26 protein-coding genes are annotated in these 25,873 nt (G+C 62.2%); 14 read left to right on the forward strand and 12 right to left on the reverse strand.

Annotated elements, in window-relative coordinates:
- The first annotated feature begins 56 nt into the window (after nt 1-56).
- From HZ993_RS18250 to HZ993_RS18260, 3 genes are all read left to right on the forward strand, one after another.
- On the forward strand, nt 57-863 hold the full coding sequence (locus HZ993_RS18250; protein WP_245213684.1) for an acyl-CoA thioesterase II: 807 nt from the start codon (nt 57-59) through the stop codon (nt 861-863).
- A gap of 126 nt (nt 864-989) precedes the next feature.
- A complete protein-coding gene (locus HZ993_RS18255; protein ID WP_209394147.1) occupies nt 990-1,757 on the forward strand; it encodes an enoyl-CoA hydratase in 768 nt (255 codons plus the stop codon).
- Between the two features lie 149 nt (nt 1,758-1,906).
- Nucleotides 1,907-2,758, forward strand: coding sequence for an NAD(P)-dependent oxidoreductase (locus HZ993_RS18260; RefSeq protein WP_209394148.1), 852 nt, complete (start codon nt 1,907-1,909; stop codon nt 2,756-2,758).
- 3 nt (nt 2,759-2,761) lie between these two features.
- Here the strand turns inward: HZ993_RS18260 and HZ993_RS18265 are convergent, their stop codons facing one another.
- The 7 genes from HZ993_RS18265 to creB all read right to left on the reverse strand — a co-directional run bounded on the left by HZ993_RS18265 (nt 2,762) and on the right by creB (nt 10,883).
- Entirely contained in the window at nt 2,762-3,511 is a 750-nt protein-coding gene (locus HZ993_RS18265; RefSeq protein ID WP_209394149.1) for an SDR family NAD(P)-dependent oxidoreductase, read from the reverse strand.
- 34 nt (nt 3,512-3,545) lie between these two features.
- Complete coding sequence (locus tag HZ993_RS18270) at nt 3,546-4,922, reverse strand: biosynthetic peptidoglycan transglycosylase (protein ID WP_209394150.1); 1,377 nt, start codon at nt 4,920-4,922, stop codon at nt 3,546-3,548.
- Nucleotides 4,919-5,512, reverse strand: coding sequence for a hypothetical protein (locus HZ993_RS18275; protein WP_209394151.1), 594 nt, complete (start codon nt 5,510-5,512; stop codon nt 4,919-4,921). Before HZ993_RS18275 ends, HZ993_RS18270 begins: the two co-directional genes overlap by 4 nt.
- 2 nt (nt 5,513-5,514) lie before the next feature.
- Entirely contained in the window at nt 5,515-6,381 is an 867-nt protein-coding gene (gene xrtQ / locus HZ993_RS18280; RefSeq protein WP_209394152.1) for an exosortase Q, read from the reverse strand.
- A 9-nt stretch (nt 6,382-6,390) separates the two neighbouring features.
- Nucleotides 6,391-8,484 carry a VIT domain-containing protein gene (locus HZ993_RS18285; protein ID WP_371816942.1) on the reverse strand — a complete coding sequence of 698 codons (2,094 nt, stop codon included), beginning with the start codon at nt 8,482-8,484 and terminating at the stop codon, nt 6,391-6,393.
- A 128-nt stretch (nt 8,485-8,612) separates the two neighbouring features.
- Complete coding sequence (gene creC, locus HZ993_RS18290) at nt 8,613-10,103, reverse strand: two-component system sensor histidine kinase CreC (protein WP_209394153.1); 1,491 nt, start codon at nt 10,101-10,103, stop codon at nt 8,613-8,615.
- Between the two features lie 21 nt (nt 10,104-10,124).
- A complete protein-coding gene (gene creB / locus HZ993_RS18295) occupies nt 10,125-10,883 on the reverse strand; it encodes a two-component system response regulator CreB (protein ID WP_209394154.1) in 759 nt (252 codons plus the stop codon).
- Nucleotides 10,884-11,046: 163 nt separating this feature from the next.
- Between creB and HZ993_RS18300 the strand changes: the two genes are divergently transcribed.
- Genes HZ993_RS18300 through HZ993_RS18320 form a run of 5 tightly spaced genes read left to right on the forward strand, consistent with a single transcriptional unit; the run spans nt 11,047 to nt 14,515 of the window.
- The gene (locus HZ993_RS18300) at nt 11,047-11,565 is read left to right on the forward strand and encodes a hypothetical protein (RefSeq protein ID WP_209394155.1); all 519 of its coding nucleotides are present in this window, start codon (nt 11,047-11,049) and stop codon (nt 11,563-11,565) included.
- Nucleotides 11,566-11,585: 20 nt separating this feature from the next.
- On the forward strand, nt 11,586-12,083 hold the full coding sequence (locus HZ993_RS18305; protein ID WP_209394156.1) for a TlpA disulfide reductase family protein: 498 nt from the start codon (nt 11,586-11,588) through the stop codon (nt 12,081-12,083).
- Nucleotides 12,084-12,111: 28 nt separating this feature from the next.
- Entirely contained in the window at nt 12,112-12,339 is a 228-nt protein-coding gene (locus HZ993_RS18310; protein ID WP_209394157.1) for a DUF4266 domain-containing protein, read from the forward strand.
- A gap of 13 nt (nt 12,340-12,352) precedes the next feature.
- Entirely contained in the window at nt 12,353-13,564 is a 1,212-nt protein-coding gene (locus tag HZ993_RS18315) for a DUF3570 domain-containing protein (RefSeq protein WP_245213685.1), read from the forward strand.
- A gap of 12 nt (nt 13,565-13,576) precedes the next feature.
- Nucleotides 13,577-14,515: an FAD:protein FMN transferase gene (locus tag HZ993_RS18320; protein ID WP_209394158.1), complete on the forward strand. Its 939-nt coding sequence runs from the start codon at nt 13,577-13,579 to the stop codon at nt 14,513-14,515.
- Here the strand turns inward: HZ993_RS18320 and HZ993_RS18325 are convergent.
- The 5 genes from HZ993_RS18325 to HZ993_RS18345 are packed head-to-tail and all read right to left on the reverse strand — an operon-like array spanning nt 14,505 to nt 17,410.
- Nucleotides 14,505-14,876 (reverse strand): hypothetical protein, encoded by a 372-nt coding sequence (locus HZ993_RS18325; protein WP_209394159.1) that lies wholly within the window; start codon nt 14,874-14,876, stop codon nt 14,505-14,507. The genes HZ993_RS18320 and HZ993_RS18325 overlap by 11 nt on opposite strands.
- A 2-nt stretch (nt 14,877-14,878) precedes the next feature.
- Nucleotides 14,879-15,343: a hypothetical protein gene (locus HZ993_RS18330; RefSeq protein WP_209394160.1), complete on the reverse strand. Its 465-nt coding sequence runs from the start codon at nt 15,341-15,343 to the stop codon at nt 14,879-14,881.
- Complete coding sequence (locus HZ993_RS18335; protein WP_209394161.1) at nt 15,340-16,257, reverse strand: DUF2785 domain-containing protein; 918 nt, start codon at nt 16,255-16,257, stop codon at nt 15,340-15,342. The genes HZ993_RS18330 and HZ993_RS18335 overlap by 4 nt, the downstream gene beginning before the upstream one ends.
- A gap of 5 nt (nt 16,258-16,262) precedes the next feature.
- The gene (locus tag HZ993_RS18340; protein ID WP_209394162.1) at nt 16,263-17,243 is read right to left on the reverse strand and encodes an aldo/keto reductase; all 981 of its coding nucleotides are present in this window, start codon (nt 17,241-17,243) and stop codon (nt 16,263-16,265) included.
- Nucleotides 17,244-17,272: 29 nt separating this feature from the next.
- On the reverse strand, nt 17,273-17,410 hold the full coding sequence (locus tag HZ993_RS18345; protein ID WP_209394163.1) for a hypothetical protein: 138 nt from the start codon (nt 17,408-17,410) through the stop codon (nt 17,273-17,275).
- A 99-nt stretch (nt 17,411-17,509) separates the two neighbouring features.
- On the opposite strand from HZ993_RS18345, the gene kdpF reads away from it, so the two are divergent.
- From kdpF to HZ993_RS18375, 6 genes are all read left to right on the forward strand, one after another.
- On the forward strand, nt 17,510-17,608 hold the full coding sequence (gene kdpF, locus HZ993_RS18350; protein WP_209394164.1) for a K(+)-transporting ATPase subunit F: 99 nt from the start codon (nt 17,510-17,512) through the stop codon (nt 17,606-17,608).
- Complete coding sequence (kdpA, locus tag HZ993_RS18355) at nt 17,608-19,407, forward strand: potassium-transporting ATPase subunit KdpA (protein WP_209394165.1); 1,800 nt, start codon at nt 17,608-17,610, stop codon at nt 19,405-19,407. The genes kdpF and kdpA overlap by 1 nt, the downstream gene beginning before the upstream one ends.
- Nucleotides 19,408-19,432: 25 nt before the next feature.
- Nucleotides 19,433-21,508: a potassium-transporting ATPase subunit KdpB gene (kdpB, locus tag HZ993_RS18360; protein ID WP_209394166.1), complete on the forward strand. Its 2,076-nt coding sequence runs from the start codon at nt 19,433-19,435 to the stop codon at nt 21,506-21,508.
- A gap of 22 nt (nt 21,509-21,530) precedes the next feature.
- Nucleotides 21,531-22,286, forward strand: coding sequence for a TorF family putative porin (locus tag HZ993_RS18365; RefSeq protein WP_209394167.1), 756 nt, complete (start codon nt 21,531-21,533; stop codon nt 22,284-22,286).
- 15 nt (nt 22,287-22,301) lie between these two features.
- Nucleotides 22,302-22,874, forward strand: coding sequence for a potassium-transporting ATPase subunit KdpC (kdpC, locus tag HZ993_RS18370; protein ID WP_209394168.1), 573 nt, complete (start codon nt 22,302-22,304; stop codon nt 22,872-22,874).
- A 236-nt stretch (nt 22,875-23,110) separates the two neighbouring features.
- Nucleotides 23,111-25,873 (forward strand): DUF4118 domain-containing protein, encoded by a 2,763-nt coding sequence (locus HZ993_RS18375; RefSeq protein WP_209394169.1) that lies wholly within the window; start codon nt 23,111-23,113, stop codon nt 25,871-25,873.

The raw sequence follows: 25,873 nt of genomic DNA on the forward strand, positions 1-25,873 counted from the left end.
ATACCGCCCAACCCGAGGTCGCCTGCTGGTGGCCTTTTTTCATGGGAGAAATCGATGTGAGTAGCCATGCTTTTGACCAGGCCATAGCCCTGGAACTCCAGGGTGACGGCAGCTTTGCCGGCCACACCAGTGCGGCCTACGCCAACATGGTGGGCCCGTTTGGTGGCATCAGTGCCGCACAAATGGTGAATGCCGTGTTGCTGCACCCGGATCGCCTGGGCGACCCGGTATCACTGACCATCAACTTTGCAGCGGCCCTGGAGGCGGGGCCGTTTGTGGTGCAGGCCCGTGCCGCACGCACCAACCGCTCCACCCAGCACTGGATCATTGAAGTCCTGCAAAAAGGCGAGACTGTGCTCACCGGCACCGCCTTCACCGCGCTGCGCCGTGAAACCTGGGGCGTGGACGACGATGCCATGCCCCTGTGCCCACCCCCACAAGACACGCCGCACGGCAAGAGCCCCATGCCCATGGAGTGGGTCAAACAGTACGACATGCGGCCCATTGCCGGTGCCATGCCCCTGGTCTGGGACGGCAGTGGCGACACCAGCCTGACCCAACTGTGGGTGCGCGACAACCCGCCGCGCCCGCTGGACTTTGCCTCACTCACCGCCTTGTCCGATGTGTTTTTTCCTCGCATCTTTGTGCGCCGCGCGACGCTGGTGCCAGTGGGCACCGTGACCATGACGGTGTATTACCACGCCGACAGTGCCCAACTGCAGGCCAGCGGCACCAGCTACCTGCTGGCCCAAGCCCGCGCTCAAGCTTTTCGCAACGGATACTTCGACCACACGGCCCAGCTGTGGAATGAGGCCGGCGTGTTGCTGGCGACTACCCACCAGGTTGTTTATTACAAAAACTAATATGTTTGCGGGACAGACCGCAGCTGCGAAGCAGCAAGCTCTGTCCCCAACTGACTAGAAATTGCGGGACAGACCGTAGTCGCGCAGCGACAAGCTCTGTCCTCAACTGATTAAGAAGGAGACGTTATGCAAGACATTCTGACCCACACCGCCGACGGCGTGATGACTCTCACCATCAACCGCCCGGACAAAAAGAACTCGTTCACCCAAGCCATGTACGGCGCCATGGCCGACGCGCTGGAGCAGGCCAAGAACGACGCCACCATCCGTGTCACCGTCATCCAGGGCGACGTGACCGTGTTCAGCGCTGGCAATGACATCAGCGACTTTTTGCAACGCAAACCCATGCCGCAAGAAGAAGCGCCGGTGTTCAAGTTCCTGCGTGGTATTGCCACCCACCCCAAGCCCATCGTCGCCGCCGTCTGCGGCCCGGCCGTGGGTATTGGCACCACGCTGCTGTTCCACTGCGACCTGGTCTACGCCGGTGACAACGCCGCCTTTTCCATGCCCTTTGTCAACCTGGGCCTGTGCCCCGAGGCCGGCTCCAGCCTGCTGGTGCCCCAGATGATGGGTTACCACCGCGCGGCGGAGGCGCTGTTGCTGGGTGAGCCCTTCATGGCCGAGGCCGCGTTGGAAGTGGGCCTGGTCAATCGCATCCTGCCCCCCACCGAGGTCAACGACATGGTGCAAACGCTGGCGCGCAAGCTGGCCGCCAAGCCCATGGGTTCGCTGATTGAAACCAAACGCCTGATGAAGAAGGGCCAGATGGCCCAGGTGTTGGCCCAGATTGCAGAGGAGGGCGAGAACTTTGCCCGCCTGTTGCAAGAGCCTGCGGCTAAAGAAGCCTTCACCGCGTTTCTGGAGAAGCGCAAGCCCGATTTTTCCAAGGTTTAACCCCTACGTACCCGGCGGCACCAAGGGGCTTCAGGTGGCGCTGGGCCAAGAGGCTTTGAATCATTTTGGCCTCTAGCCCCCGAGAATACTAGTTCTGTAGCTATAAAAATAGTAGCACTATTGTGCTGCTCCACCAGGAGACAAACAACATGAACACCCCTACCGCACCGGCATCCACGCTCCAGGGCAAGACCCTGTTCATCACCGGCGCCTCGCGTGGCATTGGCTTGGCCATGGCCAAACGCGCGGCGCGGGACGGCGCCAACATCGTCATCCTGGCCAAGACCACGGACCCAAACCCCAAGCTGCCCGGCACCATCTACAGCGCTGCGGCCGAAATTGAAGCCGCGGGCGGCAAGGCGCTGCCGCTGGCGGTGGACATCCGCGACGACGACGCAGTGTTCGCGGCTGTGGCCAAAGCGGTGGAGACCTTTGGTGGCATCGACATCCTGGTCAACAACGCCAGCGCCATCAGCATGACCAATACCGAAGCCACGCCCATGAAACGCTTCGACCTGATGAATGGCATCAATGCGCGCGGCACCTACTTGTGCACGGCTGCCTGCCTGCCGGAATTGAAGAAATCAGCCGCTGCCGGGCGCAAGACCCAGGTGCTGACCATGTCGCCACCCCTCTCCATGAAGACCCACTGGTTCGCCGCCCACACGGCCTACAGCATGGCCAAATACGGCATGAGCATGTGCACGCTGGGCCACGCCGGTGAGTTCAAGAAACTGGGCATTGCCGTGAATAGCCTGTGGCCACGCACGGCCATCGCCACGGCCGCGATGCAGATGATTCCCGGTGTGGACATAGCCCTGTGCCGCACGCCCGAAATCATGGCGGACGCTGCCTACTGCGTGCTGACCAACTCCGCGTTTGAGACCGGCAACTTCTACATCGACGATGCGGTGTTGGCCGCGCATGGCATCACCGACCTGGATGCCTATGCGGTTACGCCGGGCAACAAGAACTTTTTGCCAGACTTTTTTGTAGATTAACGCTTACCGCGCCAGATATCCACCGTCTACCGGGTAATAAGACCCGGTGACAAAGGATGCACGGTCTGACGACAACCACACCACCAGCTCCGCCACTTCCTCTGGCCGGCCAATGCGGCCCAGGGCGTGAGCGCTGGCCAAGGCAGCGTCTACGGCAGGGTCGCTCACTAGGCCCTGGATCATGGGGGTGTAGATAAATCCTGGCCCAATGGCGTTGATGCGTACACCCTGGGTGCCGTATTCCAGTGCGGCGGCCTGGGTGAGGCCCACGACGCCGTGTTTGGCCGCGGTATAGGCCGGCGCAGTGGCAAACCCGACGGCGCCTAGTATGGACGCCACGTTGATGATGGAACCACCGCCGGACGTGAGCATGGCGGCAATCTGGTACTTCATGCCGTAGAACACGCCTGAGAGATTGGTGTTGATGACCTGTTCCCAGCCATCCACTGGGTAATCGGCAGTGGGAGCCTGTGGGCCGCCAATGCCCGCGTTGTTGCAGGCGACATCCAGTCTTCCAAAGTGGGCAACCGTGCGCTCCACCAGCGCGCGCGCGTCGTCGGCCTTGCCAACGTCCGCCGCTACAAAGATGGCATCCCCGCCTTGGGCACGCACCAGGGCAACTGTCTCCTCGCCTGCCGGGGTCGTGATGTCGGAAACAACTACCCTTGCGCCTTCACGGGCCCAGGCCAGCGCAATGGCGCGGCCAATACCAGACCCGCCACCGGTCACCAACGCAACTTTGTTCTTCAGCATAAGTCCTCCAGACGTGAACCCCATGTGTCACAGTTCATTGTGGGTTGTGTGCCGTGTTGCGGACTTGATATGTGTCAACCCATGGCAAGTCTGCGCGGCAGGTGGGGCAAGTTTGCCGGCCGGTTGTGCGCGCGGTGCGCTCGGGTTTGCGCAGGTTGCTGGCCACCCATACTGCTCGCGGTTCGTTGATGCGGCCGGTCGCGGCCCAGCGGCGGGCCTCCAGCGCAGGGTTGTGCAGCATGGCGGCTAGCCACACGGCCTCGTCGGTGGTGAGCTGGTCGGCACGTTTGGCGAAATAGGTGTGGGCCGCCGCCTGTGCGCCACACACGGTGGCGCCCCAGGGCGCGTTGTCCAGGTACAGGCGCAGGATGCGGGCCTTGCCCAGGGTGTGTTCCATCTCCACCGCGTACAACAGTTCACGCAGCTTGCGCACCGGCGTGCGTTCACCGCCAGTTACCAGCAGCTTGGCCACCTGTTGCGACAGCGTACTGGCACCGCGCAAGCTGGTGTGCGGCGTCTCACCGGCGGCCTGCACGGCGCGCTGGTTGTTGCTGCGCAGGGCGTGGGTTATTTCCACGATGTCGTAACCGGTGTGCTCGAAGAAGCGCTGGTCTTCTGCGGCGACCACGGCGCGCGCCAGCAGGCTGTTGGGTCCCAAGGCCACGGGCTTCGTGCGGGCCGGCAGGCCCTTGTTGCAGGTGCTCTGCGCATTGGCCCATTGGTCCGTGCCCAGTCCCTGCACCGCCATGCCCACCAATTGCGGCTGCACGGTCAGGGCGCGGGACGGCAGGCTGAGCGTCGCCCGTAGGGCGAAAGTGCCCGCGATCTGTGCAGCTTTCAGTTCGGGTATGGCTTCGGCAAACAGGGCATACCCATCCCGCACCGGGGTCGGCGGCAGGTCCATGTCCAGCAGCAGGCTGGTATGGGTCAACTGGCCGCGCCAGCTTGCGGCCACCGCACCCGAGGCCACCGTGCCCTGCAGTTGCATGCCAGTACGCCGCACGCTGACATCGACCGCAGGCAGGCGCAGCGCGGTGGTGCCCCAGCTGGGGTTGCGCAGGCTGCAGGGTTGGCAGCGCAGGGTCAAGACTTGGTCTTGCGCGACCCAGCCCAAGCGCAAGGGGCCTGCGGGCGAGGGCAGGGTGTGGCCCGCCAGTCGTTGCGCCACCCAGGGCGTGGTGCCCAGCCAGATCAGCGAGGCAACCCCTACCTCTACCGGCACCGGCCCCACCTGCACGGTCGTAGCCCAGGCCCCCGGCGCAGGGCGTATGGCTGCGCGGGCCACAAAAAATAGCAGCAGCGTTGCACACACCAGGCTGGCGGTGACCACGCTCACCCAGTAGGCCAGACGGTACAGGGCACGTGATGCCGACAGCGTGGCAAAGTGAAGTAAAGCAGCGATGTGGTTCATAGCGGTGTGGCAACGGTGATGGCTTTCCAGGGGCCGTGGGATTGGCCAGCGACCGACGCCCAGTACCAGGACGAGGTGTCGGTAAAGCCCTGGCCGTTGGCATCTTCAATGCGTTCACACACACGCACGCTGCGGCCTTTGCGCTGCGCCACAAAACAGCGCCAGTGGTCATTGGTGTGTGCCTGGGCTTCCAGCTGTTCGTTGGTGACGTGGTAGCCCAGGCCGCGGTAACAGTCGGTGGCGGGGTGCAGCATGCGTGTGGGTTTGCTTACCGTGCGCAGCACCAGCGTGTGTTGGCCGTCGGTCATGCGCGCCACGGTGCCGGGAAAGTGTTTGGCAAAGCGCAATTCCACATCGCTCAGTGCCAGCGGGCGCAGAGGGGCACCTTGCCATTGACTGGGCATTTCATCTGTGACCTTGGCAGCACCTGGTGTTGTGCGCCCATGGGGTCCGGCGTCTTCGACCACCCTATGTCCATCGGATGCAATGTGGGCGACACCGGCCAGCGCACACAGGGGCAGCACGGCCGCCCACAGGGCCTTGTGCAGCACGCGGTTCAAGAAGCGGTTTTCCAACAAACGCTTGTGCATGGTTATCTCGTGTTGTTCAATGGGCGAGGACGATTGGCTGCCATGGCCCAGGTAATGCCCGCGCAGACCAGTGCCAGCACCACCAGACCTACTACTTCATGGCCCCAGCCAGGCAGCGGTGCGCCCGAGGCCTGAAAGCTCACCAGAACGGTGTTGCGCAGCACATTGCCCACCAGCACCAACGCACTGACGATAGGCAAGCGCAGCAAAAAGCTGCGGTTGGCGCGGCCTACCACCAGCGCCACCACACAGGCCGTGAAATAGCCCAGCCAGACCATCTGCACTCCAGAGCAAGGCGCGTCCACGATGACCAGTTGCCCGTCGACTATCAGGCTGCTGCCGCTGCGCTCCACCGTGTGGGCTGCAGACAGCAACCAGCGGCTGGCCTCGGCGGTGACCACGCGCAGGGGAAAGCCCGCATAGAACTGAAGTGATGCCAGCAGCGGCAGGGACAGCACCGACAAACCCAGCACCGGTGCCGTAGCCACCTGCGATGGCAAAAATGCCAGCAGCCCCAGTGCGAGTGACAACAAACCGACCAGCGCCACCAGCAGATCGGGCAACTGGGCGTGCAGCGCGGTGGTCAACACCGCACCGGCCAGTGCTGCCACCTGAAAACCCAGGCGCGGTGCAGCACGCAGGCGCAGGCGGTGTTGCCATACCAGGGTGCCCAGAGCCGCCACGGCCAGTACGCCCAGCGGGTCGTCCGAGCCATCGACCATGCGCTGACCCATCCACCACCAGGTTGGCCACAGCGCCACTGCCAGCAGGGCCAGCCAGCGCCATTCGGCGGCCGTGTCGATGGCGATGCCAAAGCGCACGAAGCGTGGCATCTGCAACAGACGAGGCAGGGTGCGAGGGTGTTCCATGTCCAGCCTTCAGCTTGTCAAGTGGTGGTAGCGTGCGCGGCGGCGGCGGCGGCGGCGGCGGGTGGCCAGCATGGCCAGGACCGATAGCGTGACGGCCATCGCACCCCAGGTTGCGGGCTCGGGCGTGCTGGGCACTTCGGCGCCCAGGGCCGTGTTCTCCACACCCTGGGGCAATGGAGAGGGCTGGTTCACGCTGGTACTGTCTTGCGGCGCCAGGTTGCGCACCACCTGGTCTACCGCCAGGAAGCTGGTGTACTGCGTCAGCAGGCTGTACTTCAAGCCCAGGTCGGTGATGGCCTTGCTGTAGCTGTCGCCACCCACCAGCGATTCCTGGTCGCTCAGCGATGCAATGCGGTGGCGGGCCCACAGGTGGCGCAGGGCGGCCGTGTCCGCAGCTGTGTTGGCGCTGATCTCCATGGTTTGTTGCACAGGGCCATTGGCAGAGTTGCCCTCCAGGATCAGCTTGCCCTTGGCCTCGCCGCGCCATTTGCCAAACACGATCACCGGGCGTTGCGCCAGCAGATCGGGCAGGTTGCGCGGCTCCACGTCGTACACGTCCAGGCCTTCGACGCGCAGTTTTACATTGGTCAACACGGGGGATTCGATCATGGTCTTGAAGCGGGCTGCTTGTTCGGCAGCCTCTGCGGGTTTGGTGATGATGAAAGGCTCACCCATGCCGGCGCGGGCCAGTCCTTCCATCAGGTGGCGGTTGACGCTGGAGCCAATGCCGAACGAAAACACATTGGCCTTGGAAAGGTTGTTGCGCACCAGGTCAAAAGCTTCGCGCTCCACGGTTACATAGCCGTCAGTCACCACGACCACGGTGCGTGACACGTCGGCAGCCTTGGGTTCGGCGTACACCCGTTTCAACGCGGGGATCAGTTCCGTGCTGCCTCCACCGCCCATTTGGTCAATGGTGCGCACGGCCTGTTCGATATTGGCCTTGGTGGCGGGCACCGAGTGGTCGTTCAGGAAGCGGTTGCTGCCGGAGAACAACAACACGTTGAACGTGTCGCTGGGGCGCAGGTTGCCAATCAGTTCACGCAACAGGGCCTTGGCAGTGTTGAGCGGAAAGCCGTGCATGGAGCCCGAGATGTCCACCACAAAGATGTAGTCGCGCGGCGAAATGGCACTGGCCGGCGGTGCCTTGGGTGGTTCCACCATGGCCAGGAAGAAGTTTTCATCCTGCCCTTTGTAGAGCATCACGCCGCTCTCGATCTTGTCGCCCGCCAGGCGGTAGTCCAGGATGAAGTCGCGGTTGTTGGCTGGCTCCACGTTGGGGTTCAGGCCAATGATGGTGGCGCCGCCCTGCTCGGTAGCGCTGCGGATGTCGTGTGAACTGGAGCGCACTTCCTTCAGGCCAATGGGCGTGTTCAGCGTGACATGGATATCAAACGCTGCGCCCGTGTGCTGGCCTTTGGGCATGAAGGGCTGTGCCACCCAGGTGGCGCCTGCCTGATTGCTCTGGGGGCTGTTGTAGCGGGGGCCTACAACCGTGGGGAACACAAACTGGTAGTTGCCGTTGGTAGGCACCAGCAGCTCGGTGTAGCGCAGCTCCACCTTTACATCGTCGCCGGGCAGGATGTTGGCCACATTCATCTGGAACACATTGGGCAGGTGTTGCTCCAGCAGCGCTGCCGTTTTGCCTTCTTGCTTGGCGGCGTCGTATTCCACGCGGGCTTGCTGTTTCTCCTTGATCTTGGCGGTGATCAGGCGGTCGGCCAGGCGCACATTCATGCCATGCACGGCCGCGCGGGTGGAGCCGGGAAATACGTACTTGGCTTCGATGGCGCGCTGGCCTTCATTCTTGTAGGTTTGCACGACCGTCACGTCGGCGATGACGCCGCTGACACGCACATCTACCTGGGTGGACTTGAGCGGCAACTGGTCTACACCAGGGTTGTCGCTTTTGACAAAGAAGTAGGGACTTTCGGTCTTGAGGCGGGGGGCGGTGTCACGGTCTTGTGCCTGTGCGGGGCTGCTGACCAGCACCACAAAACAGGCGGCTGACAGGGTGGTGGTGACGAGCCACAACCAGCGCGACATGCGAGCGGGCGCTTGCGAAGGGGGTGGTGCGGTAAATGCCGGGGCTGTGATAGCCATGGTGCTTTCTCCAAACGGCGTGCGGTATTGCACGGTGGAGAGAGCATCCCGCGCCAGCGAGAAAACAATGCGAAGGCTTTAGCGCCTTGTGTGAAAACTGTGTGAAATGTCGGTGAAAGCTGCGCCCATCAGCTTGCGCGTGTCTTGGTGCTGCGTGGCAGCCACAGCCTGGCAATGGCACCGGTTGCACCTGCTGCTTCGCCGGCATCTGAACGGTTGCCCAATGCGATTCGCCCCCGGTGCAGGGAGGCGATTTCCTTCACAAAACTCAGGCCCAGGCCGGTGCTCTTCTTGCGCGAATGCGGGCGGGCCAGCGAGTAAAACTTCTCAAACACCTTGTCTTCTGCATAACTGGGTATGCCCGCCCCCTGGTCACATACGGTGATGCAGACCCAGCGGCCATCCAGGTGCAGGCCCAGCTCCACCTGCCCGCCCTCGGGTGAAAAATCCAGCGCGTTGTCCAGCAGGTTGCTGACGGCGCGGCGCAGTAAAAAGGGGTCGGCCTCCACCGTGGCGTCTGTGTCGGCCGCCACCGTGATGCGGATGCGCCGTTGTGCCGCAGCGCCGTGGGATGCATGGGCCAATTCTTCCAGCAAGGGAAGCAGTGTTATAGGCTCTACGGTGTCCAGCACGCGGCGGGTTTCCAGCGCGGTCAGCTCCATCATGCGGTCCACCATCTCCTGGATGCGTTCAGTCTCCCGCTGGATGTTGCCCAGAAAGCGCTGGCGCTGTGCTTCTTCCATCGGCTCCTGCAACAGCTCTGCCGCTCCGCGTATGGCGGACAGCGGGCTTTTGACTTCGTGTGTCAGCGTTTGCACATAGTCGGCCACATAGTTGCGCCCGGCTAGTGCGTCGCGCATTTCGTCGTAGGCGGCACGTAGCAGCTGCCAGGCGCGCCGCACCAGGCGCCAGGGGTGGAAGCCCTGCTGCGCGTTGACATACCGCGCATAGTCGGCGATCAGGCCAAAGGGGCGCACCAGCCACACCGACACGGTCACCGCCAGCACCAGCACCGCCACCACAGACAACATGCCGGCGTACAGCGTGCGGCTGCGTGCGGCGGCCACAAACTGGCCAAAGGTCTGCACCGGTTTGCCCACGGTGACGACACCAATGATTTCGCCGCTGCCGGTGCCCTGTGCATTGGTGTTCCAGTACACGGGGGCGGCCATGTACATCACGGCGGAATTGGGGTCACCCGGGATATCCATCGAGGTGCGGGCGCCGTATTCACCCTTGAGTGTCATGCGCACATCGCGCCACTGCGAAAAGTCCTTGCCCAGCGATTGGCCGGTGGAGTCAAACACGACGGTGCCGTTGCGGTCGGTGACATAGGTGCGCAGCTCCACGCGGGTCTTGCGGATATCGAAGATCTGCGCCTCAAACTGGCGTGCATACACGGCCTTGAACAGCACCTCCAGTCGCGCCGTATCCAGTGCGCCATCACGCACGTCCTGCTCCACCAGCGCGGCCAGCACCTGGGAGGTTTCCACCAGCGACTCTTCGGCAGACTCACGGTAACGCGGGTCCAGGTCCGAGACCACGTGGTACAGCACGGCGGCCAGTCCGATGGCATAGATCAGCAGGATGCCTAAAAAAATACGCGTGCGTTTAGACAAAATGGCCGCCAGACTTCGCGATCAACTGGGTGTCCCGGGTAGGTCTTCGTTGAGCGCATACCCGGTACCGCGCAGTGTGCGGATGGGCTCCAGACCCGGCGCCACGGACTTGAGCTTGGCACGCAGGGTCTTGATGTGGGCGTCCACCGTGCGGTCAAAACTGTCGTTGGCATCGCCCCAGACCTTTTGCAGCAGCTCGTCGCGGGTGTACACGCGGCCCGGCTTTTGCACCAGCAGGCGCAGCACGCCGTATTCGTAGCGTGACAGCTCCAGCGCGCGGCCATAGAAGCGGATCTGGTGGCGCTCTTCGTCCAGCAGCCACAAGGCGGGTGTTGGCGCGGAAGTGGTGGGCGTGGGAGTTGCCGCGATTGCCACTGCGGTTGCGGTTGCTGCCACAGGCCGCGCACTGCGGCGCAGGATGGTGCGCACCCGTGCCACCAACTCGCGCGGCGAAAAAGGCTTGGCAATATAGTCGTCGGCCCCCAGCTCCAGTCCCACCACGCGGTCAATCTCGTCGCTGCGCGCCGTCAAAAACAGCATGGGCACCTGGTGGCCGCCGGGCAGAGCCTGCAGGCGGCGGAACAGCTCAAACCCGTTCATGTCCGGCAGGCCCACGTCCAGCACGGCCAGTGCTGGCGGCTCGGCGGCAAACTGGGCCAGGGCCTCGGATGCGGTGCTGCACCACACGGGTGCAAAGCCGTCGGTGGACAACACGTATTGCAGCGTGTCCGCAATGCCGGATTCGTCTTCCACCAAAAGGATACGCGGTTTGGGAGTCATAGGGTGGTAATGGTAACGGGCGGTCTGCGGCAAGGCTTGCGGCCGGGGTGGATGCGAAAAGTAACAATATTTTGTCGGTTGCTGCATCCGTTTGTCGCGCAACTTCGTTTGTAATGGGTGCGGTGCATGTTGCAGCGCATCCAATTTACCGAGGGTGGTGTGTATGAAAAGTTCTTTTGCTTTCCTGGTGCTGTCGGCCAGTATGGCCCTTCCGGCATGGGGCGCTGGCAGCGTAGACGCCGGGCGTCTGATTTTCCCCGTGTGCCAGAGCTGCCACACGGACCCGGTGACCGCGCCGCGTTTCACGCCCTACCGGTTCAACGGCACCGAACTGTTGGGCGCCTTCCAGAGAACACCGCAGATGAATGTGTATGCGGACCTGGGCACACAGACCATTGGCGACCTGGCCACCTACTTGGGGCTGCCAGACAGCAACGACACGGATCGCTTACTGGACTGGGGCGAAGACACCTTCCCGCAGCTGTTGTCGCCGCGCCGCCAGACCACCGGTCAGGCATTGGGCTATACCTACCGCTTTTACCCGGATACCGGCGTCTACGTGGGGACCAAGGACGGCATCGTCTGGCTCTACGAGAGCCGTGCACCCGGCGCATCACTGGATACCATCGTCCGCCTGGGCACCATGCGCAGCTACCTGGACCAGATGCCCAACAACCGCTGAACCACCGTTCCTGTTCTCCCATGCGTCAATTTTTTGCGCGAGCTGCGGCGCTGGTCTTGGGTGCTTTCCTCGGCCTGCCGGCCGCTGCGGTTGAGGTGGGGGATGTGCCTCCCGCCTTTAACCTGACCGGGCGTGTTGGTGCCGTCAAACTCAGCGACTATGCGGGCAAAACGGTGTACCTGGACTTTTGGGCCTCGTGGTGTGGGCCGTGCAAACAGTCGTTTCCGTGGATGAACGATATGCAGGCACGCTACGCGGCACAGGGGTTGCGTGTAGTGGCAATCAATGTGGACCAGAAAGCCGAGGACGCCCAGGCGTTTTTGCGCAAGACGCCGGCCCACTTTGACCTCGCATTCGACCCCACGGGCCAAACCCCCAAGGCCTACGCTATCAAAGCCATGCCCACCGCGGTGCTGATAGGCCCGGATGGCAAGGTGCTCAGCGTGCACAGCGGTTTCAAGGACAATGACCGCAGCGCACTGGAGCAAAACATTCGCCAGGCCCTGCGCCTGCCTTAAACACCCTGCAAGGATGACGGTTCAGATGATGAAAGCATTGGTTTGGAGCCTGCTCACGGTGGGCCTTGGGGGCGCTTTGGCTGGCTGCAGTACACCTGGTCCGGTGCAGGCCTGGGAAAAGGGCAACCTGGCCAAGCCCGGTATGGCCATGGACGCAGACCCGCTGGACCAGCGGTTCATGCAACACATCTACACCAGCAAAGAAAACTCCACCGGCGGCGCCAGTGTGGGTGGCGGCGGCTGTGGCTGCAACTGAAGAAGGGCCCCGCGTGCAAACCCCCGTTTTTACCCAACCAAGCCCTACCACCCGCCATCACTCCGCCGGTGGCAGTGTGCTGCTGGCGTCCCTGGTCTTGCCTGGCCTGGCCGCGCTGGCCTGTGTGGCGCCGCTGACTGCGGCCGCTGAAACGGCGCCCGACAAAACTACGGTGGCACTGAAATACGGCCACTACACCGACAGCCAACCGGGTTGGGAACGTGTGACCGCGCGCTCGCCCCAGCTGTATGTGCAGGCGCCAATTGCCGGAGATTGGTCCCTCGAAGCCTCTGCGGTGATGGATGCCGTGTCGGGCGCGACACCACGCTGGCACACCCAGAACGCCGCGTTTTCGGGTGCCAGCCGTATGGACGATGTGCGCCGGGCGGGCGACGTCAAGGTGACGCGTTACTTCGCGCGCGCCGCCGTGTCGGCCAGCCTGGCAAACTCCAATGAAAACGACTATGCCTCCCACGCTGCAGGGCTGGAGGCGCGCTGGTCCACCGAGGACAACAACCGCACCTGGTCTGCCGGGCTCGGCCTGTCCAATGACCGTATCGACGCGTCCAAAACGGGCGGCAGCGGCTCTGGCGGACAAAAGAGCACGCGGGAGTACCAACTGGGCCTGACCCAGGTGCTCACCACCGATGACTTGGTACAGTTCAATCTGACGCGTAGCCTGGGCCGTGGTTATTACAGCGATCCCTACAAGAGTTTTGACCAACGCCCGGACCTGCGGGATGCCTGGATTGCACTGGCGCGCTGGAACCACTACCTGGCGCCCTTTGACGCAGCATTACGCAGCAGCTACCGCTACTACAACGACAGTTTTGGCGTCTTGTCCCACACCCTGGGTCTGGATTGGGTGCAAAGCGCCGGCGCGTGGACGGTCACACCCGGCCTGCGTTACTACAGCCAAAGTGCGGCGCACTTTTACCTGGACCCTATCCTGAACGCCCAGGGCCAATACGACCAGATTGCGGTCATCACCCGTGCGGTCAATCAACGGGGCCGCAACCAATCCACAGACCAGCGCCTGGCCGCGTTTGGCGCGGTCACGTTGTCGGTCAAACTGGCCTATGCCTTCAACCCCGACACCTCGGTGGATGTCAAACTGGAAACCTATAGACAAAGTGCCAGCCTCCAACTGGGCGGCGAAGGCAGCCCCGGGCTGGACCCGTTCAGGGCCAATTTTGTGCAGCTGGGCCTGACCCACCGGTTTTAAGAGGCCACCGCCGTGAGCCGCTGGCGCAGCCTGCGCTTCGAGTTTTCTGCCATGGCCTCGCCCTGCAGCCTGCAGATGGATGGCCAGGATGAACAGGGCATGCGCACCGCCGCTGCCGCAGCCATTGCGGAGGTCCACCGCATTGAGGCAAAGTATTCACGCTACACCGAAGACAGCATCATCAGCCGCATCAACCGCGCGGCCGGCCAGGACGCCGTGGATGTGGATGCAGAGACTGCCGAGTTGTTGGGCTTTGCCGACAGCCTGTGGACGCTCAGTGGTGGCCTGTTTGACATCAGCTCTGGCGTGTTGCGCCGGGCCTGGGACTTCAAGGCAGGCAAGCTCCCTGCAGTGGATGCCTTGCAGGCTTTGCTGGCCACAGTGGGCTCGCAGCATGTGCAGCGGCAGGGGCATCAGGTGCGCCTGGCCTTGCCGGGCATGGAGCTGGACTTTGGTGGTTTTGGCAAGGAATATGCTGCCGACCGGGCGGCGGCGGTGTTGCTCCAGCATGGCATCCACCATGCGCTGGTCAACCTGGGGGGCGACATCCACGCACTGGGTGAACGGGGTCTGCCGGAACTGCAAGGCGCGCCGTGGAGCGTGCACATCCAGCACCCGCGCGCAGATGCAAGCGGGGGCGATACGACTCTGGCGGTGCTGCCGCTGGCACGCGGCGGCCTGGCGACCAGTGGTGACTATGAGCGGTTTTTGATGGTGGACGGCGTGCGCTACTGCCATGTGCTCGACCCGCGCACGGGCTGGCCAGTTGCGCACTGGCAGTCGGTGACGGTGCTGGCGGCCAACACCACAACCGCCGGTGCGCTGACAACCATTGCCATGCTCAAGGGCGTGGACGCCATCGCCTGGTTGCAGGCGCAAGGCGTGCGTTACCTGGCCGTACAACACGACGGTCAGGTGCTGTCACAGGGCGCGTCAGACGCTAGGTCATGATGGTCTTGCGGGGCGTGTCGGGCAGGGTCAGCACCAGCCCACCCGTTCCCCGCATGACCAACTGCGCGTGCTGGCTAAAGGCTGTGCCGTCAATCTCCGAGAGCTTTTTGGCGCTGCACCACAGTGTCTTTTCCAGCCGCGCCAGCGGAACTTCGTAGTACGCGGTGACATGGCCCCTGCTGTAGCAGGAGATGGCGCACGCTTCGTAGACCAGGTGGTCATCTTCCAGTCGGGCGGCATCGACCAGCCACAGCACCAGGGTTTCTTCCAGCTCGGTGCGCGCGGGGCCATCCTCCAGCCGCAGCGCATTCAGAAAACATTCGACGGTATGGGCGGTGTGTTGCAAGTCTTGCGGGCGCATGGTCAGGCTGTCATCAACACCGCGTTGGCAGACGCTGCACGGACCTGTTCAATGATCCTGGCAGACAGTGTGTCAAACCGGGTGGTCTTGCACTTGAGCAGGTTTTCTGCCATGCGTGTGCTGCGCGGAAACCTGCGGCGCTCCAACACAAACGCCGTGCCACTGGTGCACTCCAGCCGCAGCTTGCCCAAAGTGGGCGACAGGGTCATGCGTTTCACATTGCCAAAGTAGACGATGGTATTGCCGCACAACAGGTAGCGCGGCCCCAGCAGCAACTGGCGGGGTGTGGCCAGCCAGGCAATCAAGGGCACTGCCAACAGCACAGCCGCAGCGGCACTGGCCAACACCGCCGTGGCTACCACGGCGAGCAGCAGGCTGGCGCCCGTAAACAAAATGCGCAGCGGGCTGCGGCTAACCCCATCGGCGTGTTGGTAGCTGAAGCGGGTGAACGCGGGTTGCCATGTCATGGCAGGGCCTTCAGCGCCAGTGGCAGAGCAGTGCCCAACGCGGCCTGCACCGCCGCATCACTGCTGGCCCGAACACCGGCATCCAGCGCGCGCAGGAATGCTTTGGTATTGTGCATGCGCGCCAGACCGGCCTGGCTGGCAAATGCGTCATCCCATGTTTTCAACGGCGCGGGTGCTGCCAGCGTGCCGATATACCCGGTCCAGAAACCGGCATCCAGCAGGCCGCGCCGTGCCGCGTAGAGAACGGGCCGCGTCAGCCGATCCGCCTCACCGTAGATATAAAAATGTTCACCGGGCGGCGCGATCTGGCTCTGCACGGCCAACAACATGGCCTGCAGTTGTACCGCGTCGATGGCAGGGTTGAGTGCCAGCTGCAGCATCAGGTCGGCAGCATGGGCCACCGCATGGCGCCAGCCTTCACCGGTTGCGAAACCCCGGTAGTCTTTGATGCTGGTCAGGTACTCCGCGCCTGCTGTCACCAGCGCCGCGCGCTCATCGTTACTCAGGAAGGGTACCAGGCGATCCGCCCGCGCCACCTCGGACAACACCAGCGCCGCGAAGGGCTTGGCAAAACCATGGGTATCACTGGCCGTAGGGCTCAGCTGGGCTAATTGCGATTGGTAGATGGCGCGCTGGGTGACGGCAGATAACTGCTTGCTGCGCAAAAGCGCACTCAAACCCTCAAACGCCACGCCATCGCGCAGTGCAGGGTCGGCATGGCCCAGGCAGGGCACAAGGGCCAGTGCCACGGCCTGGCGCTGCGTGTCATCCGTCAGCTTCCATTGGTTGGCCTTGAGGCGCTGAAGATCTGCCGGGGGCCATGCAGGCGGCGGGCATTGTGCGTGGGCCACCGCACCACACCCCAGAAGCAGACCAAGGGCACCGTGCAGCAGGCCTGTCGTCAGGCGTCGCATAGGCTTTACTCCGCCAATGCCAGCGTGGCCGTGTCGATTTTTTCCAGCACCGAGGGCGTGAGCTTGTCCAGCACGGCCAGTGCGCCCAGGTTCTCCTGCAGTTGCGACATGCGTGATGCGCCGGTGATCACGGTGCTGACACGCGGGTTGTGTGCGGCCCAGGCAATGGCCAGTTGGCCCATGGTGCAGCCCAGCTCGGCTGCAACGGCCTCCAGCTTGGTCACGGCGGCATTCTTCGCAGCATCGGTCAGGCCCTTGAGCAAAAAGTCCATACCCTTGACCGACCCGCGGCTGCCTTCGGGCACACCGCTGCGGTACTTGCCGGTCAGCAGGCCACTGGCCAGCGGGCTCCAGGTCGTCAGGCCCAGGCCAATGTCTTCATACAGCCGGGCGTATTCCACCTCCACGCGTTTGCGGTGGAACACGTTGTACTGGGGTTGCTCCATGACGGGCTTGTGCAGGTGGTGGCGCTCGGCAATCTCCCAGGCCGCGCGGATGTCGCTGGCCGACCATTCACTGGTACCCCAGTACAGGGCCTTGCCCTGGCTGATCATGTCGCTCATGGCCCACACCGTCTCTTCAATCGGTGTGTGGGGGTCCGGGCGGTGGCAGTAGACCAGGTCGATGAAGTCCAGGCCCATACGTTTGAGCGATCCGTCTATGGCCTGCATCAGGTACTTGCGGTTCAGTGTGTCCTTGCGGTTGATGGGCTGCTCATCACGCGACAGGCCCCAGAAAAACTTGGTGGACACCACGTAGTTGATCCGTGGCCAGTTCAGGGCCTTGATGGCTTCACCCATGACCGTTTCGCTCTTGCCCAGCGCGTAGACCTCGGCGTTGTCAAAAAAATTGACACCGGCGTCGTACGCTGCGGCCAGCATCTCCTTGGCGGCGGATACATCGACCTGGTTGTGGTACGTGACCCAGGAACCCAGTGAGAGCGTACTGACTTGCAGGCCACTGCGGCCCAGACGGCGGTATTGCATAGATGCACCTTTGTAATTGGATAGAAATCTCAGTGAACCGATTCTGCCAGCTGCCTGTCTGCACCTGCATTTTTACGCTTTTTATACACCAGGCCCAGATATCTCAACTGCGTTTTTACGCGTCCAAAACCATACTCATCAGCATATTTCATAGAGAGGTCAATCATGGATGTTGTGTTTGTTGGCGGCGCCATTGGGCTGTGGTTCGCCATGGTCTTGGTGGTTTGGGGCTTGAAGAAACTGGAAACACCGGAGGCGACAAGGCCATGAACATCTTGCACGTGATGTATGGCGGCGGCGCCTTGGTTGCCGCCCTGTTGTTGGTCTATCTGGTTTATGCGCTGTTTCGCGCCGAGGAGTTTTGATGAGCGGCTCAGCTTGGGGCTTATTGGCCCTGTTCCTTGTGGTTTTGTTGGCGGCGTCCTGGCCCCTGGGGAAATGGATTGCCCGCATCAGTTTGGGCAGTCTTCCGCGCTGGATGTTGCGCGTGGAGGCCCCCCTCTACAAACTGGCAGGCACCTCTGCCGACCAGTCCATGAAGTGGTCGCACTACGCACTGGCCTTGTTGGCCTTTAACGCCCTGGGCGTATTGGTGCTGTATGCATTGCAGCGCCTGCAGGTTCATCTGCCGCTCAATCCCGCCGGAATGGCGGCTGTGTCTCCCGATTCGTCTTTTAATACCGCCGTGAGTTTTGTCACTAATACCAATTGGCAGGGTTATGCCGGTGAGTCGACCATGGCTTACCTGACCCAGATGTTGGGCCTTGCGGTGCAAAACTTTCTGTCGGCTGCTACCGGCGTTGCCGTGGTGTTTGCGCTGATCAGGGGTTTTGCTGCGCGCTCTACAGCGGTGATTGGCAACTTCTGGGTGGACATCACACGTATCACCATGTGGCTGCTGGTGCCGTTGTCTGTGGTGTTTGCGGTATTTTTGGTGGGCCAAGGTGTGATCCAGAATTTTGATGGTTACAAGGAGGCAACCACACTGGAGATCACCCCGTTCCAGACTGCAAAAGTGGATGTTCAAGGCGCGCCCGTAGTCGATGAAAAGGGTGCCCCCGTGATGGAAGTAGCGCAAACCGACAAACAAACCCTGCCCATGGGCCCGGTGGCCTCGCAAGAGGCCATCAAGATGTTGGGCACGAATGGTGGTGGTTTCTTCAATGCCAATTCTGCGCACCCCTATGAAAACCCCACAGCACTCAGCAATTTTCTGCAGATGCTGGCCATCTTCCTGATTCCGGCGGCTTTGTGTTTTGCATTCGGCATCGAAGTGGGCGACAAACGCCAGGGCTGGGCCATTTTGGCGGCCATGACCGTGATGTTCGTTTTGGCGGTCGTAATCATCACGCCGGCCGAACAGGTGGGCAACCCGCTTTTGCCGCCCTTGGGTGTGGACCAGTCGGCCAGTGCCATGCAGTCGGGCGGCAATATGGAAGGCAAAGAAACACGCTTTGGCATCAACGCGAGTAGCCTGTTTGCCGTCATCACCACGGCAGCGTCCTGCGGTGCGGTCAATACCATGCACGACTCCCTCACCCCCATCGGCGGCATGGTGCCCATGGTGATGATGCAACTGGGTGAAGTGGTGTTTGGTGGCACCGGAACCGGCCTGTACGGCATGTTGGTGTTCGCTATCCTGGCGGTGTTTATTGCCGGTCTGATGATTGGCCGCACACCGGAGTACCTGGGCAAGAAGATCGAGGCCCATGAGATGAAGCTCACATCCCTGGTCATCCTGGTCACCCCTATCCTGGTGCTGGCGGGTACGGCCATTGCGGTGATGTCGGATGCGGGCAGGGCTGGTATTGCCAATCCTGCCGCACACGGCTTCTCCGAAATCCTGTACGCCCTGACGTCTGCTGGCAATAACAACGGCAGCGCCTTTGCCGGCCTGTCCGCCAACACACCTTTCTACAACACGCTGCTGGGATTGGCCATGTGGTTTGGTCGCTTTGGTGTGATCGTGCCCGTGCTGGCCATTGCAGGGGCGTTGGCTGCCAAAAAGCGCCTGCCCGTGACGCCCGGTACCTTGCCAACACACGGCCCGCTGTTTGTGGTGCTGTTGATGGGAACCGTGTTGTTGGTGGGGCTGTTGAACTATGTACCCGCTCTGGCTTTGGGGCCTGTGGTCGAGCATTTGATTCTGTGGCCTGCCCATTGAACCGCACGGAGCAAAAGAACCTATTATGAAAACCAATACTTCTCTTACGCTGTTTGACCCGGTGCTGGTGGTGCCCGCCATCAAGGCATCGTTTACCAAACTCAGCCCACGCGCACAGTGGCGCAATCCGGTCATGTTTGTGGTCTATATCGGCAGCATACTGACCACACTGATCGGCATCCAGGCCTTGCAGGGCAATGGTGAAGCCTCCGCCGGGTTCATTCTGTCCGTGGCGGTCTGGCTGTGGTTCACCGTGTTGTTTGCCAACTTTGCGGAAGCACTGGCGGAAGGGCGTAGCAAAGCACAAGCCGCCTCGCTGCGCGGCCTCAAGAAAAGCACCTGGGCCAAGAAACTGCAGGAACCGGTGCATGGCTCCACATGGCTTCCCGAGCAGGCCGAAAACCTACGCAAAGGGGATGTTGTACTGGTGGAAGCGGGTGAAATGATCCCCATGGATGGAGAGGTCATCCAGGGCGTGGCTACCGTGGACGAAAGTGCTATCACCGGCGAGTCTGCACCCGTAGTGCGTGAATCCGGTGGCGACTTTGCCTCGGTCACCGGCGGCACCCGTGTGTTGTCCGATTGGCTGGTGGTGCGCATAGGCGTCAACCCTGGCGAATCGTTTTTGGACCGCATGATCAGCATGGTCGAAGGCGCCAAACGCCAGAAGACACCCAATGAAATCGCACTGACGATTCTGTTGGTGGCGTTGACCATTGTGTTCCTGGTGGTCACGGTTACTCTGCTGCCGTTTTCCATCTTTAGTGTGGATGCCGCTGGTTCCGGCTCGGTGGTCAGCATCACGGCCTTGATTGCACTGCTGGTGTGCCTGATCCCCACCACCATCGGCGGGCTGTTGTCCGCAGTCGGTGTGGCGGGCATGAGCCGCATGATGCAGGCCAATGTGATTGCCACATCGGGCCGTGCCGTGGAAGCCGCTGGTGACGTGGATGTGCTGTTGCTGGACAAGACCGGCACCATCACCCATGGCAACCGCCAGGCGTCGTCTTTTGTGCCGGCTCCGGGTGTGAGCCAGTCACAACTGGCGGTGAGCGCCGCCCAGGCTTCCATGGCCGATGAAACACCAGAAGGCCGCAGCATCGTGGCCCTGGCGCAGCGTGCCGGCAGCATCCCCGCTTTGCTGGGCGAAACCTTGGAAGTGCCTTTCACGGCGCAGACCCGCATGAGCGGTATGGACGTAAAGTTGCCCGATGGCAGCACGCGCCAGCTGCGCAAGGGTGCGGTAGATGCCGTGCGCAAACATGTCGAGGCCTTGGGCGGTCAATTGCCTGCCGAAGTGGTACGGGCTGCCGACGAGGTTTCGCGCCGCGGCAGCACGCCCCTGGCGGTGACCGACGGCAAGGTGGTGCTGGGCATTGTGGAGCTCAAGGACATTGTCAAAGCCGGTATCAAGGAGCGTTTTGGTGAGCTGCGCCGCATGGGTATCAAGACCGTGATGATTACCGGTGACAACCGGCTCACGGCTGCGGCCATAGCGGCGGAAGCCGGCGTGGACGATTTTCTGGCCGAAGCCACCCCGGAAGAAAAGCTCAAGCTGATCCGCCAGTACCAGGCGGAAGGGCGCCTGGTGGCCATGACGGGTGATGGCACCAACGACGCGCCCGCCTTGGCGCAAGCCGACGTGGCTGTGGCCATGAACAGCGGTACCCAAGCCGCGAAAGAGGCCGGCAATATGGTGGACCTGGATTCCAACCCCACCAAGCTGCTGGAGATTGTGGAAACCGGCAAGGCCCTGTTGATGACGCGCGGCTCGCTCACCACGTTCTCCATTGCCAACGACGTGGCCAAATATTTCGCCATCATCCCGGCGATTTTTGTGACCACCTATCCGCAGCTGGCGGCGCTGAATGTGATGCAACTGGGTAGCCCGTCTTCGGCCATTTTGTCGGCCGTGATTTTCAACGCCCTCATCATCATGTTCCTGATCCCCTTGGCACTAAAGGGTGTGAAGTACCGCGCCGTTGGTGCTGCCGTCCTGCTGCGCCGCAACCTGTTGATCTACGGCCTGGGCGGACTGGTGGTTCCCTTTGTCGGTATCAAGGCTATTGACCTGTTATTGGTCGCCCTGGGACTCGTTTAACTATTTAACTCAGAAATATTCCATGAACTTCAAAACCAAATCCATTCTTGTTCTTGCAACTGCTGCCCTGTTGGGCACCACGGCCATGGCCCAAACCGCGGCGCCTGCGTCCACGGTGAGCTTCAATGTGGGCGTCGTGAGCGACTACCGTTTCCGCAGCGTTGCACAAACATCGTTCAAACCCGCCCTGCAAGGCGGCGTGGACTTTTCCCATACCAGCGGTTTTTACGCGGGTGCCTGGGGCTCCAACGTCAGCTGGATCAAGGACTATGTGGGCGCCACCGATGGCACCTTGGAGATTGATCTGTACGGCGGCTTCAAGGGTGAAATCACCTCCGGCCTGAACTTCGACGTGGGTGTCATCACCTACCAATACCCCAACAACACCGCGGACCGCGTGCTGGTCAATGCCAATACCACTGAGGTGTATGGCGCACTGACCTTCGGCATCGTGACCGTCAAATACAGCCACTCCACCGGCAACTTCATTGCCAACCCCAACAGCTCGGGCAGCGCCTACCTGGAAGCAGCTGCAGCCTTTGACCTGGGCAACGGTTTCTCGCTGACACCCCACGTGGGTCGCCAGACCATCCCCAACCAGGGTGGCAATGGTGACTACACCGACTTTTCCCTGACCCTGGGCAAAGACTTCGGCAATGGCCTGTCCGCATCCCTGGCGGCCTACACCACCGATGCCAAAGACGTCTTCTACAAAGTCGGCACCTTTGACAACCTGGGTAAGAACGCCGTCACCGTCGGCGTGAAGTACACGTTTTAATTGGAGGCAAGCAAGATGAACAAGATTCTTCGCCCCGCACTGGTGACCTTTACCGTGTTGACGCTGGTGACCGGTGTGGCCTATCCGCTGCTGGTCACCGGCATGGGCCAGTCGTTATTTCCCACCGAAGCGGCTGGTAGCCTGATCCAGCGTGATGGCAAGTTGGTGGGCTCCGCCCTGATTGGGCAAAACTTCTCGGACCCAGGCCACTTTTGGGGTCGCCCATCCGCCACCGGGCCTTATGCCAACAACGCAGCGGCTTCCAGTGGTTCCAACCAAGGTCCGTTGAATCCGGCGCTGGTAGAGGCCGTCAAGGGTCGGGTGGAGGCGCTACGTGCAGCGGACCCCGGCAATACCTTGCCGGTTCCCGTCGAGTTGGTCACGGCTTCGGCCAGCGGCCTGGACCCCCACATCAGCCCCGCCGCAGCCCAGTACCAGGTGCAGCGTGTTGCGAAATCCCGCGGCGTGGATGCTGCGAAGGTCCAGGCCCTGGTGGCCGACCATACCCAACGCCCGCTTCTGGGCATACTGGGTGAGCCGGTCGTGAATGTGCTGCGCCTGAACTTGGCTCTGGACGCCGTGCGGTAATGCCATGAGCGGACAGTGGTTCGAACTCTTGCTGGCCCTAGCTGTGTTGTTGCTGCCCATGCTGGTGGCCTGGGCCTTTCTATCGTTTCAAGCGCGGCGCAGACGCGGACAGGGTGCATCCAAATGGCATGACACATCCCGGCGCCGTGGTCACAATTGAGTTCTGGAGGTTTCCGAGATGAGCGGACCAATAGACAGTACGCGGGCCACACGCCCATGCGCTGCATAGGCAAAAGATGGCTAACAGTACCGACTCCCGCCCCAACCCCGACGCCCTGCTGGCCCAAATGCAGGATGAAGACCGCGCCCTTCAGCGTGGCAAGTTGCGCATTTATTTTGGCGCCAGTGCCGGTGTCGGCAAGACCTACGCAATGTTGAGTGCCGCCCAGCGGGCGCAGCGGGCCGGGCAAAAGGTGTTGGTCGGCGTGGTCGAAACCCATGGCCGCAAGGAAACCATGGAGCTGCAGGCCGACCTGAAGCTGCTGCCTCTGCGCAAAATTCCGTACCGAGGGCAGGTGCTGCTGGAGCTCGATCTGGACGCTGCACTGGCGGCCAAACCCGATGTGTTGTTGGTCGATGAACTGGCGCATACCAATGCACCGGGCTCGCGCCACCCCAAGCGCTGGCAAGATGTGCAGGAGTTGCTGGACGCCGGCATCGACGTCTGGACCGCCTTGAATGTGCAGCATCTGGAAAGCCTGAATGGCACCGTCGGCGCCATCACCGGCATTCGTGTCAATGAGACGGTGCCCGACACCGTGCTCGACGGTGCCGATGAACTGATACTGGTAGACGTGACGGCAGACGAGTTGTTGGCCCGCTTGAAGGCCGGCAAGGTCTATGTGCCCCAGCAAGCCGAGCGTGCCACACAAAACTTCTTCCGCAAGGGCAACTTGTTTGCATTGCGCGAAATCGCCCTGCGCCGAACGGCGGAGCATGTGGGTGATGACGTGCGCAGCTACCGGGCCAAACAACACCTGTTGGCAAGCCACGGTCCCTCCAAAGGGAATCCCTCCTGGAATACCTCGGGCACCCTGTTGGTTTGTGTGGGGCCGGATGCGGGCGCCGAACATGCCGTGCGCTGTGCGGCGCGGCTGGCAGGGCAGCTCAATGTGCGCTGGCATGCTGCCTATGTGGAGACCCCGGCACTGCAACGGTTGCCAGCGGAAGTGCGTGACCGTACCTTGGCCGTCTTAAAACTCGCCGAAGAGCTGGGCGGGAACACGGCCGTATTAACGGGCGACGACATTGCCAGCGTGCTGCTCGAACAGGCACAGACGCTCAATTGCGCAACCGTTCTGCTGGGGCGCCCCCAGGAGCGTGTGTGGAGCCGGCCGGGACGCGCTTTTAAACCCACACTGACGCGCCAACTGGCGAGTTTGGCCCCCACGCTGGACATTATGGAAGTGGGCACAACCGAGAGTGTGCGCCGTTTGGCATCTGCCGTGCCGGTGGGTAAGCGGGACGACGATTCGGAGTCGGGCTGGCTGGAATCCTGGCCCCGTTATGCCTGGGCGCTGGGCGCGTGTATAGCAACCACCCTGTTGACCTTGCCCATGTTGGCGCTGTTTGATCTGGCCAACATTGTGATGCTGTTTCTGCTGTGTGTGGTGTTGGTGGCCGTCAAACTGGGGCGCGGCCCCGCCATGTTGGCAGCCATCCTGTCGGTAGCGTCCTTTGACTTCTTTTTTGTGGCACCACGCCTTTCGTTTGCGGTGAGTGATGTTCAGTACCTGGTGACCTTTGCGGTCATGTTGGGGGTGGGCCTGCTGATCGGACAGTTGACTGCCAATTTGCGGTTCTCGGCCCATGTGTCTGCCAGCAGGGAGCGCAGGGCGCTCGCGCTGTTCGAGCTCACCCGTGACCTCTCTGCGGCGCTCCAGTCGGTCCAGGTGGTTGAGTTGGGCGAGGCCGCCGTGCAGCGCATCTTTGGCGGACAAGCCCGCGTTTTTATCACCAGTGCCAATGACAAGCTGGAGTTGGGCGACAGCCTGCCCGACCAGCTGGATGCCAGCATTGCCGACTGGACGTTTCACAATGGGCAACGGGCTGGCATGGCCACCGCCACACTGCCCTCCAACGCCTGGCACTATGTACCGCTGCAGGCGCCCATGCGGATACGCGGCGTATTGGTATTGCAGCCCAACCAGCCCCGTTGGTTGGTGATTCCGGAGCAGGTGCAACTGCTGGAGACGCTGGCCAGGCAAATTGCCATCGCGCTGGAGCGGGTGCATTATGTGGAGGTTGCGCAATCGGCGGTGGTGGAGATGGAGTCGGAGCGGCTGCGCAACACCCTCTTGGCAACCATGTCGCACGATGTGCGTACACCCCTGACCGCCTTGATAGGCCAGGCGGAAACACTGGAGCAATCCCCCACCTTGACGCAGGAACAACTGGCGTCTGTCCGCGCGATTGCCCATGAGGCCCGCGAGCTCAGTGCCCTGGTGACGAACTTGCTGGATATGGCGCGCCTGGAGAGCGGGCAGGTTCAGCTGCGCAAGCAATGGCAGTCGGTGGAAGAGGTGGTGGGCAGTGCCATTCGCTCCGCACGCCACGCCCTGGGTGGTGTGTCGGTGGGCACAGCGCTGGAGGCAGACTTGCCCCTGGTCGAGTTTGACGCCGCATTGGTTGAACGCGTGTTGGTCAACCTGCTGGAGAATGCTGCCAAGTATGGTGTGCCCGCTGGTGCCCCGTCACCGGCCATCCTGGTTGCTGCCGAAGCCAAGCCCAGCTGTCTGGTGCTACGGGTCCGGGACCATGGGCCGGGTTTGCCAGCCTCCAGCCGCGGCCATGAACAGACGCTGTTTGACAAGTTCACGCGCGGGCAGGCCGAGTCGGCTACCCGCGGCGTGGGTCTGGGCCTTGCGATTTGCAAGGCCATTGTGGAGGCACACCGCGGCACCATCACAGCTGCGCAGGCAGGTGGCGGTGGTGCAGAATTCACCATCACCTTGCCGCGCACGCCCCCACCCGTTTCCCCTGAGCCAGAAGAAACCTGA

This window comes from Rhodoferax sp. AJA081-3, assembly GCF_017798165.1.
In the GTDB taxonomy this organism is placed as follows: Bacteria; Pseudomonadota; Gammaproteobacteria; order Burkholderiales; family Burkholderiaceae_C; genus Allorhodoferax.